Annotated in this window: 10 protein-coding genes and 1 CRISPR repeat array (1 of these 11 only partly in view); of the genes, 5 read left to right on the forward strand and 5 right to left on the reverse strand. The window is 41.3% G+C overall.

Going from position 1 to position 14240, the window contains the following annotated elements:
* Position 1: 1 nt before the first annotated feature.
* From U5907_09935 to U5907_09955, 5 genes are all read left to right on the forward strand, one after another.
* Positions 2-694: an ABC transporter ATP-binding protein gene (locus tag U5907_09935; GenBank protein ID WRQ32889.1), complete on the forward strand. Its 693-nt coding sequence runs from the start codon at positions 2-4 to the stop codon at positions 692-694.
* Complete coding sequence (locus U5907_09940) at positions 663-1874, forward strand: FtsX-like permease family protein (protein ID WRQ32890.1); 1212 nt, start codon at positions 663-665, stop codon at positions 1872-1874. The genes U5907_09935 and U5907_09940 overlap by 32 nt, the downstream gene beginning before the upstream one ends.
* Positions 1871-3145 carry an FtsX-like permease family protein gene (locus U5907_09945; protein ID WRQ32891.1) on the forward strand — a complete coding sequence of 425 codons (1275 nt, stop codon included), beginning with the start codon at positions 1871-1873 and terminating at the stop codon, positions 3143-3145. The genes U5907_09940 and U5907_09945 overlap by 4 nt, the downstream gene beginning before the upstream one ends.
* Positions 3146-3163: 18 nt before the next feature.
* Positions 3164-3922 carry an outer membrane lipoprotein-sorting protein gene (locus tag U5907_09950; protein ID WRQ32892.1) on the forward strand — a complete coding sequence of 253 codons (759 nt, stop codon included), beginning with the start codon at positions 3164-3166 and terminating at the stop codon, positions 3920-3922.
* A gap of 542 nt (positions 3923-4464) precedes the next feature.
* On the forward strand, positions 4465-5133 hold the full coding sequence (locus tag U5907_09955; protein ID WRQ32893.1) for a hypothetical protein: 669 nt from the start codon (positions 4465-4467) through the stop codon (positions 5131-5133).
* 93 nt (positions 5134-5226) lie between these two features.
* Here the strand turns inward: U5907_09955 and U5907_09960 are convergent, their stop codons facing one another.
* The 5 genes from U5907_09960 to U5907_09980 all read right to left on the reverse strand — a co-directional run bounded on the left by U5907_09960 (position 5227) and on the right by U5907_09980 (position 9429).
* The gene (locus U5907_09960) at positions 5227-5814 is read right to left on the reverse strand and encodes a hypothetical protein (protein WRQ32894.1); all 588 of its coding nucleotides are present in this window, start codon (positions 5812-5814) and stop codon (positions 5227-5229) included.
* A gap of 8 nt (positions 5815-5822) precedes the next feature.
* Positions 5823-6302: an RNA polymerase sigma factor gene (locus tag U5907_09965; protein WRQ32895.1), complete on the reverse strand. Its 480-nt coding sequence runs from the start codon at positions 6300-6302 to the stop codon at positions 5823-5825.
* Between the two features lie 61 nt (positions 6303-6363).
* Positions 6364-7782 (reverse strand): serine hydrolase domain-containing protein, encoded by a 1419-nt coding sequence (locus U5907_09970; GenBank protein ID WRQ32896.1) that lies wholly within the window; start codon positions 7780-7782, stop codon positions 6364-6366.
* Positions 7779-8900, reverse strand: a complete 1122-nt coding sequence (locus tag U5907_09975; GenBank protein WRQ32897.1) for an ATP-binding protein — start codon at positions 8898-8900, stop codon at positions 7779-7781. The genes U5907_09970 and U5907_09975 overlap by 4 nt, the downstream gene beginning before the upstream one ends.
* Before the next feature lie 88 nt (positions 8901-8988).
* Entirely contained in the window at positions 8989-9429 is a 441-nt protein-coding gene (locus tag U5907_09980; protein ID WRQ32898.1) for a DUF1761 domain-containing protein, read from the reverse strand.
* Positions 9430-9716: 287 nt separating this feature from the next.
* A CRISPR array of direct repeats spans positions 9717-14240; the repeat unit is 30 nt; unit sequence ATTTCAATTCCAGTATGGTACGATTAAAAG; it runs 257 nt beyond the window's last position.

Below are 14240 nucleotides of genomic sequence, written 5' to 3' on the forward strand. Positions count from 1 at the left end.
TATGGAAACAGAACAAATTGTAAAGCTGGACGGTGTTTACAAAAGATTTCCGGCTGGTAAAACAGAGTTTACCGCGCTTAATAACATCAATCTCACCTTTGGAAAGGGGGAGTTTGCGGGCCTTGTGGGGCCGAGCGGTTCGGGAAAAACTACTTTGCTGAATATAATAGGGTCTCTTGACTCTCCCTCTGAGGGTACGGCGGATGTACTGGGAAAGAGAATCAATACGCTCTCTCATAAGGAGGCGGCTCTTTTGAGGAATATGGGGATAGGGTTTATTTTTCAGACTTACAATCTGCTTCCTGTCTATACGGTTTATGATAATGTTGAATTTGCCCTTCTGTTGCAGAAGAGGGGTGCTGCCGATAGGAAAAAGGCTGTGATGGAGGCACTAGAGTGGGTCGGTTTAACAGATAAGGTGAACTCTAAACCATCTGCGCTTTCCGGAGGGGAGTGTCAGAGGGTAGCTATTGCCAGGGCAATGGTTAAGAGGCCACAGCTTGTTTTGGCCGATGAACCGTCGGCTAACCTGGACTCTAAGAATTCTCATAATATAGTGCAGACTATGAAGCGTCTCAACAAGGAGCTTGGGACAACATTTATCTTCTCTACGCATGATGAGAAGGTTATGCAGTATCTGGACAGAATAATACACTTGCAAGATGGAATGGTTATCAATCAAACTGGCCTTTAGAAACCTGCTCGGTTCCGGGAAGAGAACCTGGCTGAATGTTACGGTTCTCTCTATAGCCTTTGTCGTTATAGTATTCTATAATGGGCTGCTGGATGGCTGGAATCTGCAGGCAAAGAGGGATACAAAGGCATGGGAAACGGGGAGTGGAAGGATAGACCACGCTCTTTATGATCAATTTGATCCTCTTTCACTTGTGGATGCTCATGCTCCGCTTGGGGAAATGCTTAAGGCCGAGATTGAGAGTGGCGATGCGGTGGCTGTGCTGGCTGTACAGGCATCGGCCTACCCAAACGGAAGAATGGTGAATGTCCTTCTAAAGGGGATTGACCCTGCTCAGAAGACTCTCTCTCTTCCTGCTGCTGCGCTTGACTCTGCCCGAGTTGAGGGAGACTCGGCAATACCGGTGATAGTGGGCGACAGAACTGCAAAAAGTGCAAAACTGAAGGAGGGGGATGTGATGATTGTGAGGTGGAGGGATGTGAATGGCACTTTTGATGCCAGAGAGGTAAGGATTGCGGGTATATTTAAAACCACGGTTCCTACTGTTGACGGAGGTCAGCTCTGGATGCCTCTTGAGGATCTGAGGGAGATGACGAATATGTACGGAGAGGCTACTTATGTGGTTCTTTCTGATGAGATTGTTGCTTTAAATGATTTTAGTTCTGCCGGTGCGCTCTCGCAGGAGTGGAGGTACATGGATGAGGATGCGCTGATGAAGGAGATTGATGATATTATCAAGACAAAGAGGGCCAGTTCAATGATTATGTCGATGCTTCTGCTTGGCATAGCTCTGCTGGCAATTTTTGACACGCAGATACTCTCAATCTTCAGAAGACAGAAGGAGATAGGCACATACATTGCTTTGGGTATGACAAGGTTAAGGGTTGTGGGGATTTTTACGATTGAGGGTACTGTTCACTCAATTCTGGCTATCCTGCTGGGACTTTTATGGGGGATGCCGCTTCTGAAACTGATTCAGCATGTGGGGTTACCGATGCCTGCCGGTACGGACCAGGTGGGGCTTGCTATTGCCGATAAGATTGTGCCTGCCTACAGTGCGGGTATGATACTGGCATCTGTCCTCCTGGTTGTTGTCTCTTCATTTATTGTAAGTTATATACCTGCAAGAAAAATTGCCAAGATGAAACCTACTGAGGCTTTAAGGGGGAAATTGCTATGATAAAATTTTTACTTAAAGGCATTTTGAACGACAAAGGGAGGAGCCTGCTTCCAATAATTGTCGTGACACTCGGGAGTATGCTCACCATTTTTCTTCACAGCTGGCTTACCGGAGTTATGGGAGAATCTATTGAGCTGAGCTCAAACTATAACACAGGTGATGTACGTGTGATGACCAGGGCTTATGCTGCTGACAAGGAACAATTCCCTAATGATCTTGCAATTCTGGACTCGCCCGTGCTTGTTGAGGAGCTTAAAAAGCTTGAGCCCTCTGTTGAGTGGGCAGAGAGGATTAGGTTTGGGGCTTTGGCCGATTTTCCTGACTCTCTGGGTGAGACGAGAGGGCAGGGGGCTGTTGTTGGATGGGCAGTAGATCTTCTTGGCGAAGGGTCAAAAGAGCCTCAGAGATTTAACCTGCAGGAGTCTCTTGAGAGGGGACGTTTACCTGAAAAGGGAGGAGAGTGCCTGCTTTCAGAGGATCTTGCTGCAAGATACGGTGTCTCTCCGGGAGAGCAGTTTACACTATTTGGAACAACAATGGAGGGTGGATTCTCCTTTACAAATTTCATTGTCTCAGGAACAATAAGGTTTGGTTCACCGGCGCTGGACAGAGGGGCGGTTATTGCAGATATTGAAGATATAAGAGCCGCATTTGATATGGAGGGGGCATCGGGAGAGATACTCGGCTTTCTGCCGTATGACTATTTTAATGAGGAGGAGGCCGAGGCAGTTAAGGGCAGATTAAATGCCGAATGGGCCTCAGATGAGGATGAGTTTGCACCTGTTGCTCAATCTTTGAGAGATGTTCCCGGGATGGCCGATTTTCTTGCATACAGCAACTATATAGGTACTATAATGATATTCCTGTTTGTCTCTGCAATGGCAATTGTTTTGTGGAATGCAGGGCTGCTCGGGGGGCTCAGAAGATACACCGAGTTTGGGGTGAGAATCGCTCTTGGTGAGGATAAGGGGCATATATACAGATCTCTTTTGTGGGAGGCACTTATGACCGGAGTGATAGGCTCGGTAATAGGGACGGCACTGGGAGTAACTGTGGTTTATGCTTTGAACTCACATGGAATAGACATCTCCGGAATGATGAAAAATGCCACTATGCTAATGCCTTCTGTTATGAGGCCCGCCGTTACTCCTGTAATGTGGTATATCGGCTTTATTCCCGGTGTCTTCTCAATGCTTCTTGGAAATGCGCTGGCCGGAATCGGGATATACAAAAGGGAGACCGCAAGGCTCTTTAATGAACTGGAAGTTTGATATATATAGAGATTTATCATGAAAATATTTACTTTCGCACTTTTAACCGCAATCCTGCTCCCGGGCTCGCTCCCGGCTTCCGCCCGGAGCTCGCAGCCCTATCAGTCCGGCGAAGCTATTCTCCGCAAAGTGGACCAGAACCTCTCATCAAAAAACAGAATCTTTGAATCCACAATGGTAATTCACGGCAGACGCTCAACAAGAAGCGTTACATCGCGCAGCTGGAGCGAAAGTGACAAAAAATCCTTCAGCGAATACCTCTCACCCGCCTCTGAAGCCGGCACAAAGATGCTAAAACTGGAGGGGCAGCTCTGGATATACACCCCGGCCGCAGACAGAACAATACAGATCTCCGGCCACATGTTAAGGCAATCCGTGATGGGCTCAGACCTCTCATACGAAGATATGATGGAGGACCGCAAGCTAACTGATATTTACGACAGCCGTATTACAGGCCGAGACACACTGCAGGGGAGAGATGTTATTCTTCTGGAGCTTACCGCCAGGGTTACCGATGTCGCCTACCACCGTCAGAAGATGTGGGTAGATGCCGAACGCTCTGTTCCCCTCCGTCAGGAGATGTACGCAAAGAGCGGCCAGCTGCTTAAGCGCATGGAACTTTCAGATGTAGAGCGCATCCAGGGCCGATGGTTCCCAAAAACCATGATCTACAAGGATATGCTCAAGGAGGGTAAGGGAACCGAGTTCAGGATCACAAAAATTCAGTTTGATGCTGTGATTCCGGACCATGTCTTCAGCAAAGCGTCGCTGCGGTAGAGTTTGCGACTGCCGAGGTTCCTTCGTGGCTCGGTTGACCGGGGAGGGATTACTTCATGCCTTTTTACTGGATTTGAGAATTTATGACTGATACTCTGTACCCGTATCGTTATAACACACAAATAATCTTCTAGTTGACACTTAATCCCGCGGATCATCCGCGGGATTAAGTGTTAACGCGCAGTCAAATAATAAGTTACAGCCACACGGGTCTGCCACTTTACCGCCTCCCGCCACATCATCCGCCAAGTTTAAAAGGTGCTTCGCAGTTTACACGGCCGGTTCCCGGCCGGTTATCTGCCATGTCCCTACCTGAATCAACCGAGACACGAAGGAACCTCCGCCGGAAGCAGCGAAGCGAATGAGGAGGAAAAGTTCTTGAGTGGCTGCGGGTGATTCAGGTAGGGATGAGGATCAGATCTTTGAGCGAAGGAACTTCCGCCACAGCGAACGCAGTGAGCGAGGAGGAAAAACTCCGGACCTGTAGCGTTTGGAACGATTATTGTTTTGATGTAGTTAAGTACCACTAAAAACAATTCGTTATGAAAAAATTAGTACTTATAGCTGTTTTATTTATTGGAGGGTTGATTGCCCCCAAGGCAGCAGAGGCACAAATTCAGGTAAGAGTTAACATTGGTGTTCAACCAATATGGGGTCCGGTGGGATTTGATTATGTGGAATACTATTATATTCCTGAGATTGATGTTTATTACCATGTTCCCTCAAGAGAGTTTATATATTACAAAAACGGAAGGTGGGTTGCAAGAAAAACACTGCCTTCAATGTACAGACATTTTGATTTCTACAGAGCGAGGGTTGTGGTGATTAACGAATACAGACCATTTCTGAGGCATCACGAAATTCAGAGAAGATATGCAAACTACAGAGAATTCAGACCATATGTTGTGATAAGGGATGCCAGAGATCCAAGATATTTTGCAAACAGAAACCATCCTGAGCACTACAGATGGCTAAAGGAGAGAGAGCGCAGGGATGACCGGTACAGGGACCGCGATCGTGATCGCAGGGATGATCGCAGGGATAATGACCGCAGAGGTGACAGAAAGGATAACAGGAAGGACAATCGCAAGGACAACAAAAACAACGACAAGAGAGATAACAGAGATAACAGAGATAACAGAGATAACAGAGATAACAGAAACGACAACAGAGATAACAACAGAAGCGGCGGAAGTATTTACAGAAGATAGTTCTCTCTGATTTAACAAAAAGAGGCTGACCTTAACGGTTAGCCTTCTTTTTCCCTTATACCTGTTCCCTTATACCTGTTCCCCCACTTCTGTTTAAATTTTCTCGTAGGTTTTAATATCTTTAAGATCAGAGAGCAGGTCGTCTATGTTTTTCCAGTGCTTATAAAAGCTTGAAAGCCCGATAATAATACCCAAAATTGCTCCGGCTGCCATAACGATTATTAACTCAGGGGTGAATATATCCTTTTGAAAGTAGAAGACCACTCCAAAAAACGGAATCAGAAGTGACATTCCCCAGTATAGTCTTGCCTTTGTAAGGATTTTGTAACGAGTAACCCTCTCCAGCATCTCTATAGTAGAGCAGGAGTCTAATCTCATTTTTTGAAGGAGTATCAACTTAAATGCCTGCCAGCCCCCTGCAACTACAAACAATGCAATACAGGCCCAGATGCTCTCGTTTACTATTAGTCTCTCTTCGTTCACAAACAGAGCTAAACCGAGAAATATTGCGTAAAATACAGATATCAGCAGGAATATAAATTCATATCTCTCAAGTTTGTCGATAGAGCTCTTTGCATTCTTTTTAAGCATATTCATAGTAACCTCTTTATTAAATAATTCCCTCTTTTCAATCTTTTCTGACAGCTCCTGCCAGTTCTCTTTTAATTTTTCCAGTTCCATTGCTACATTCAGTTTTTGGACATTTGTTTTAATTTTTCCCTTATTCTGAAAAGCTTAACGGCAACATTTGATTTTGATATCCCCAATATTTGAGATATCTCATCGTGTGATTTTTCCTCCAGGTGGAGAAGAACAATAGCCTTCTCAACCTTCTCAAGGTTGTTAATATTGATGTAGAGCTCCCTGATCTTTTCATGATCAAAATCATTCGCAACAACTTCAATATTGTTTGTCAACGGCAGTGACGATGGTCTTGCCTTGCTCTTTCTCAGAAAGCTCACACAGGTGTTAAGTGCAATCCTGTAAATCCAGGTCTGAACCTTGCAATCTCCCCGGAACCTTGGCCAGGAGCTCCAGAGATTGATTACCACCTCCTGAAAGAGATCTTCATGACTATTTACGCTGTCTGAATAGATAAAACATACTTTGTAGATGATGTTTCTGTTATCATCAATCAAGTTGAGAAAATCTTGTTTTGTGTTGCTCATTGTTTTTGCTTTTCACCCATATTGGTCGCAGCAATGGCAGAAATATTACAGAAAAAGTGAATTATAAAATATAGAATGGTATATAAGATGCCCTCATAACACTCACTTTAAAGCCATTAACCTTGCCTCGTCTGTCACGTGTAAAGAGATAATCTCCGTTTCCGTCTGAAGTAAATTTATCTCCTGAGAGATTTGTTAAACTAAAACTCTCTCCTGCTTTTCGCCTCACCTCCAGTTTATCGCCGGTAAGTTTAATAATGAATGTTGTACTCCCCGCCTCATCGCTGAAGTATGTGCCTTCGTATTGTGCAAGGCTCTTACGGTCCCGCTTGGCATTGGCATCTTTGGTATCCCCGTTCCCGTTTTCATCGGCTTTAGCAACCGGCTGAGCAGGAGAGGCCGACTCCTCTCCCACAAAAATTGCCGCTATTGCCCGCCCAATCTGAATCGGTTGGAATTGTGCATAATTGCTTAAAAGCACTACCGACAGCCTCTTTTGCGGATACCATGCCAGCCACGCTCTGTAGCCTGCTGTTGAGCCGCTGTGGGCAATCTCGTCATATCCGTTGTATTTGCCGATAGTCAGTCCGGCAGCATATCCGCACCCCTTTCCGTCATTCAGTTTGCGCTCGGCCACTCTGTTAATGGCATATTCACTGCCGAACATCTCCTCACTCTCCAGCAGCCTGTTCCATATTAGGAGGTCGTGCGTTGTTGTAAGAAGGCCCCCCGGACCGTGCAGATCCTCAAAAGGCATATTGAGCAGATACTTACCTTCACTCTTTTCATATGCGGTGGCTCTTCCCGCCACTATCGCCCTGTGGTTATCCCTCCAGCTGGTCTGCGACATACCCATCGGCCCGAAAAACCTTTGGGCGGTGAATTGAGCTAAAGAGAGTCCGGATACCCGCTCAACAATGAGAGTGAGCATCATGTAATTTGAATTGCTGTATGAGTATTGGCTTCCCGGAAGAAAATTAAGGCTCTTCTGTCTAAAAATTATATCATAGCCAAGCTCCTGTGTATAAACCCGAGTGGTTCTCGGCCATCCGGTGAGGGAGTAAATCGCCCCCCAATCCTTCAGCCCGCTGGTATGGCAGAGGAGCATGTCGATGGTAATGGGGGCATCGTAAACCGGCAATTCAGGAACATATTTTCTTACATCGTCGCTCAACGAGAGCCGACCCTCCTTCGTCAGCAGCAACACCGACGCAGCCACAAACTGTTTTGACACCGACCCGGCCTCAAATATGGTAGCTGTTGTATTTGGCACATTGTACTCCAGGTTCGCAAGTCCAAACGCCTTGTTATATATCTGTTTACCGTCTAACGTTACAGCAACAGCCACACCGGGCATCTCATTGTGAAACGATGCAAAAAGCGCATCAATCCGCTGCTCAGTTGTGGCCCCCTTTTGGGCAAAGAGGGTAAACGGGAGCATTAATGTGAAAATAAAAATCAGGAGGTTTGTTTTTTTCATAGCAGAAAGTCTTCAATGTTTTCTGGGTTTATAACTGAAAAAGTACTACCGAAGTAGTTATCTAAAAATAGTTTAGGCGTTTTATGCTTAGCAGTTGAACTCCATTTGAATTCATAGGCTTTGATTTGGCCATCACCCTCTTCAATATAATCAATTTCTGCCTGATCTTTTGTTCTCCAAAACCATCTGTTCTTCCATAAGGAGTTGTATTCTATCTTTTTGTATCTCTCTGAAATTATGAAGTTCTCCCACAATCTACCTATGTCATTTCGACTTTCAGCTAATGAGAAATCTGCAATTATAGCATTCCTGATACCATTGTCATAAAAATATATTTTTTTAGAATTTTTAAGCTCATTTCTTAAATTACGGCTGAAAGAGCCTAATCTGAAAATTACATAGCATTGCTCAAGTAATAAGAGATATCTTTCAACTGTTTTTGAATCCAGACCACATATTTGACCAAGTTCCGAATTGGATACCTGATTACCAGTCTGAAAAGCTACTGCCTGTAATAATTTGAGCAGTTTCTCCGGCTTTTTAATTTGATCAAGTATCAAAATGTCTTTATATAAATAGCTGTCAGATAATTGCTTTAATATCTCTTTTTCATCTCCGGGATTATTTACAACATCGGGATAGTAACCATAGATAAGTCTGTGAGGAATTAATCGCTTTTCTTCCATTAATCCGTGATGCAAAACCATTTCGGCAAAAGATACCGGATACATTTTGTATTCCCATTTTCTTCCGGTAAGTGGTTCGTTGATTTGATTTACAAGATCAAAAGAGGAGCTGCCAGTTGCTATAAGTTGTATTTGAGGAATCTCATCTACAATTAGTTTCAACTTGACTCCTATCTCTTTTATTTTTTGCGCTTCGTCAATAACAACATACTTCTTATCTCCAAAGATGTATTTTAGCCTTGTAGAAGATATGTTTTCAAAAAGATTTTGTACATCAAGCTCATCGCCATTTAGCCAGATTACTTCATTTGAACCTTTAAACAGACCCTTAACAAGAGTGGTTTTCCCAACTTGTCTGGCCCCCATTATAACAATTGCTTTTCCTTTGTTAAGCCTGTTTTTAACAATATTTTCAAGTTCTCGTACTATCATATTGGATCAGTTTTGACCAAATATACGATAAAATTGGATTTGAATCCAAGAAAGTGGCGATAAATTTGGATTTGGACCCCAAGATTGCCTATAGATAGCTGAACAAAATAAAAATCACTGACACTACCACAAAGTACCCAACATCAATCATGGCAAGTGTTATATACCTGCTCCACCCGGCAATCTGAAACTTAAGCATGGACTTTGTCCACCCTGCAAAAGCGACGCAAACAATAATTGCAAGCCAGAGAGAAATTGGGGTGAGGATAAAGTACATTAAGCCAACCATAGCTGTTCCAATAATCTGAAATACCATCTCCCACGGAAATCTGCCCTTGCATGTACACTCCTCTCCGTCAGAGATATTTGCACCACACAGACAAACATAATTCACAGCTTTAACCCACTGCTTACCAAACAGCACAGTGTACCACAACGCACCCATCCCAAACGCAACCACCACTGAAATTACATACCAAAGCCAGGAGATCTCTGAAAAGAGTATCCTGATATCAATCATTGTTTCCATAATAGAGAAGTTTAATGTTGGGTGAAGTTACGAAAAAACTGAAACGCAGTTTCTGCCTCAGAGGAAAAGTGTCAAACGACTGATAGATAAATATATAGCAAGCTTGGAGCGTTTTTGTAACACGCTTGTTTACTGCTGTTAGACACTTTTCCTCTGAGGTGAGAGGTGGGAGGCGAGGCTAGGGGCAAAGAGAGTCAAACAAGGTCCATAGGGACAATTTGTCCCCAGGTAGATAAGATTCCAATACTTATTATGTGGGAAGTGAGTTTGAAAGTAAGTTATTGTTTAACACAATTCCAGTATGGTACGATTAAAAGCTACTCCTTCAGAGTTTGAAGCAAGCTGCATCTCGTTTCAATTCCAGTATGGTACGATTAAAAGAGCCTGTCTCGTTTCATTTTTAACATTGTACTCATGTTTCAATTCCAGTATGGTACGATTAAAAGCCCGTTTGCTGAAGAGACTGATATTTTTTTAAATCGTTTCAATTCCAGTATGGTACGATTAAAAGGTATTAATCTTCTAACTTGCTCCTCTGCTTGCTGGTTTCAATTCCAGTATGGTACGATTAAAAGATAGTTGGTCAGAATATCGACATCAGGATTCATTAATTTCAATTCCAGTATGGTACGATTAAAAGACAATTTAACTCTTACCCAAATTTCCTCACCTACATTTCAATTCCAGTATGGTACGATTAAAAGATATTAGGCTTGAGATATTTGAGAGAGATTACTCATTTCAATTCCAGTATGGTACGATTAAAAGTTTCAGGTGGTTCTTTTTCGTTCTTCCATCTATCTTGATTTCAATTCCAGTATGGTACGATTAAAAGTTTACTTGATAGGAGATTTGAGGTTGGTAAGGAGATTTCAATTCCAGTATGGTACGATTAAAAGACAACACCCCAATATTCCGCCAGAAAGTCCCTTAATTTCAATTCCAGTATGGTACGATTAAAAGGCACTTCGCCTATTTGCACAGCCATATCCGCAAAATTTCAATTCCAGTATGGTACGATTAAAAGACAGTACAAGGCAGCAACGGTTTCTGCACCGTAATTTCAATTCCAGTATGGTACGATTAAAAGGTTTAATCCATCCTTGTTCTCTCCTCCATATATGTATTTCAATTCCAGTATGGTACGATTAAAAGTCCGTTTGAGAGTGATGCTGTACTAGAGATTGAAGTATTTCAATTCCAGTATGGTACGATTAAAAGGATGTAAAGGATAGGAGACTCCTCTCTCCTTAAAATTTCAATTCCAGTATGGTACGATTAAAAGTTAGCAGATGAATTTAACGATGTGCATATTGCTTATTTCAATTCCAGTATGGTACGATTAAAAGGCTAGAGCTAGAGATTGAAAGAAACGCAAGTACGGAATTTCAATTCCAGTATGGTACGATTAAAAGCATCGGGGGATAGTAAGGGGGAGTATTTTGGTAAATATTTCAATTCCAGTATGGTACGATTAAAAGTATCTATTGTGATTCAGCAGAACCCAAGTCAATAGATTTCAATTCCAGTATGGTACGATTAAAAGGCATTTTATCCTGTTTCTAATCAATAAATATCATATTTCAATTCCAGTATGGTACGATTAAAAGTAATTAGAACCGCCCCAATAAATCAAATCTCCCTCTATTTCAATTCCAGTATGGTACGATTAAAAGGCTTTATTAGTTCATTTGCCTCTTGTATATCCTTATTTCAATTCCAGTATGGTACGATTAAAAGGCAGTACCAGTCCCTCAAGACAAGAATCGTGCAATGATTTCAATTCCAGTATGGTACGATTAAAAGAGTTAGAAGATTAATACAATTACACGAAAAAGTACAATTTCAATTCCAGTATGGTACGATTAAAAGGCAGGAATTAGAGAATGCTTAGCGAGTACATCTTGAAATTTCAATTCCAGTATGGTACGATTAAAAGCATCTGCTGAAATCTCTTCCTGAATCAATTCTTCATTTCAATTCCAGTATGGTACGATTAAAAGAAATGGGAGGTGGAGCTTCCAAGAAAAATCAGCGAGATTTCAATTCCAGTATGGTACGATTAAAAGTTATAAATTGTTTTAGTTCGTCTGCGTTAATGAAATTTCAATTCCAGTATGGTACGATTAAAAGATCTAGTCTTAACACATCATTGCTTGAAGAATAATTATTTCAATTCCAGTATGGTACGATTAAAAGATTCAGAGGAGATTATGACTCTACTGCTATATATTAATTTCAATTCCAGTATGGTACGATTAAAAGTCACGATTTGCCATGATAGCATCCTTGCGGCTGTCATTTCAATTCCAGTATGGTACGATTAAAAGTAATTACTGCTTGGCTCTGTGTTAACTCTGCCCATATTTCAATTCCAGTATGGTACGATTAAAAGTTAACCTTAATGAATTTTACAATATCGTTTTCTATATTTCAATTCCAGTATGGTACGATTAAAAGAACCCCGACCACTACATAGAAAGGCGGGAGAAAAATTTCAATTCCAGTATGGTACGATTAAAAGCTGCCCCATGAACTCATTCACTGCTTCCCTCGCTGCATTTCAATTCCAGTATGGTACGATTAAAAGTATATGACGCTGATTACGCTTATTGGGTAGAGCAATTTCAATTCCAGTATGGTACGATTAAAAGTTAGCAGATGAATTTAACGATGTGCATATTGCTTATTTCAATTCCAGTATGGTACGATTAAAAGTCCGCAGGACAGAATGATGCAACTTCTCTTAAGAAATTTCAATTCCAGTATGGTACGATTAAAAGATTCATCTGCGTTGCGGGAGTTAATCACGCTTGAATTTCAATTCCAGTATGGTACGATTAAAAGTATTGACAAACCCGCAAGCGTTTACAGCTCTGCATATTTCAATTCCAGTATGGTACGATTAAAAGTGATTAAGAAATTACTTGATAGTTGCCCGGACTTATATTTCAATTCCAGTATGGTACGATTAAAAGCCTGAAGGATTGGAACAACCAGACACCTGCACTGATTTCAATTCCAGTATGGTACGATTAAAAGCACTCAAAGCCCTTCACATCGCGAGTTGTGTTACATTTCAATTCCAGTATGGTACGATTAAAAGTTTTGCTTGTGACACAGCTTCTTTAAGAAGCTCATCATTTCAATTCCAGTATGGTACGATTAAAAGCAAAAATATCTAACCTATTAAACTCAATCATTAACGAATTTCAATTCCAGTATGGTACGATTAAAAGATTTAGGAGTGCATTTTATAACGCCACTACAGCCCAATTTCAATTCCAGTATGGTACGATTAAAAGACCGCAGGGCATACAACAGGCTTTGAAGCAGGTAATATTTCAATTCCAGTATGGTACGATTAAAAGTTTTTTGCTGTTCACCATTAATCTTCAGTGTAATGTCATTTCAATTCCAGTATGGTACGATTAAAAGATATTTCTTTCTTTCGTTGTCTATGTTCTCTCCCATTTCAATTCCAGTATGGTACGATTAAAAGGAAAAAAAGGTAATGCACGAGACTGCCATACCTTTATTTCAATTCCAGTATGGTACGATTAAAAGGCTGCAGTAGATGGAGAGGGTATTTATAATCATTCGATTTCAATTCCAGTATGGTACGATTAAAAGCCATTCGTAATGAATGTGGTCAGGTAGATATTCGCAATTTCAATTCCAGTATGGTACGATTAAAAGCAGTTGGAGAATGGCGCTAAGGTAGCTTACTTGACAATTTCAATTCCAGTATGGTACGATTAAAAGCAACAGGAGGCAATAAACGAACTTAACAAGGAGGTAATTTCAATTCCAGTATGGTACGATTAAAAGCCATCTTATAGTTTTATTGCCTCAATCTTTATAAAATTTCAATTCCAGTATGGTACGATTAAAAGTCTGTTATCCAGGTATGCCTTTATAGTCGCTTTGAAATTTCAATTCCAGTATGGTACGATTAAAAGTTAGATAGTTATTTTAGCGACAAATTAGAGGTTAATTTCAATTCCAGTATGGTACGATTAAAAGAGTTTGGAGTAATTGACGAAATGTACTTAAGCACAATTTCAATTCCAGTATGGTACGATTAAAAGGTTTCAATCTCATACAAACACTTGCAGATACTATATTTCAATTCCAGTATGGTACGATTAAAAGTATGGCAAGAGACTTGCTGATGTAAAGTACAAGCTATTTCAATTCCAGTATGGTACGATTAAAAGAACCGGGGGTTGAGTTGGGAAGTTTTGCCAGTCAATTTCAATTCCAGTATGGTACGATTAAAAGAAAGCCTCGCAGCCATGTGGATGTGATCTCTTTAAAATTTCAATTCCAGTATGGTACGATTAAAAGGTAGTGGTTAGCCCTGCATCAAGGACATTTTATTTATTTCAATTCCAGTATGGTACGATTAAAAGCTTACCAGCAGCTAGGGAAGCGGTAAACGAATTTAATTTCAATTCCAGTATGGTACGATTAAAAGGTTTGAGGTCAAAGATGGAAGAGTATATCAACGAATTTCAATTCCAGTATGGTACGATTAAAAGAGCCATGATTGCTTTCTTCCCTGCAGGAACAGCCATATTTCAATTCCAGTATGGTACGATTAAAAGTCCATCTTGGTGCGAATTTCGCGAGGCCTGCTCCAATTTCAATTCCAGTATGGTACGATTAAAAGGACCCTTTTTGAGTCCTTTTCTTTAATGTGCCAATTAATTTCAATTCCAGTATGGTACGATTAAAAGATATTATTTTTCTTTATGATTATCGCAGTGATGAATTTCAATTCCAGTATGGTACGATTAAAAGAACTA

This window comes from Bacteroidales bacterium MB20-C3-3, assembly GCA_035609245.1.
Classification (GTDB): Bacteria; Bacteroidota; Bacteroidia; order Bacteroidales; family UBA932; genus Bact-08.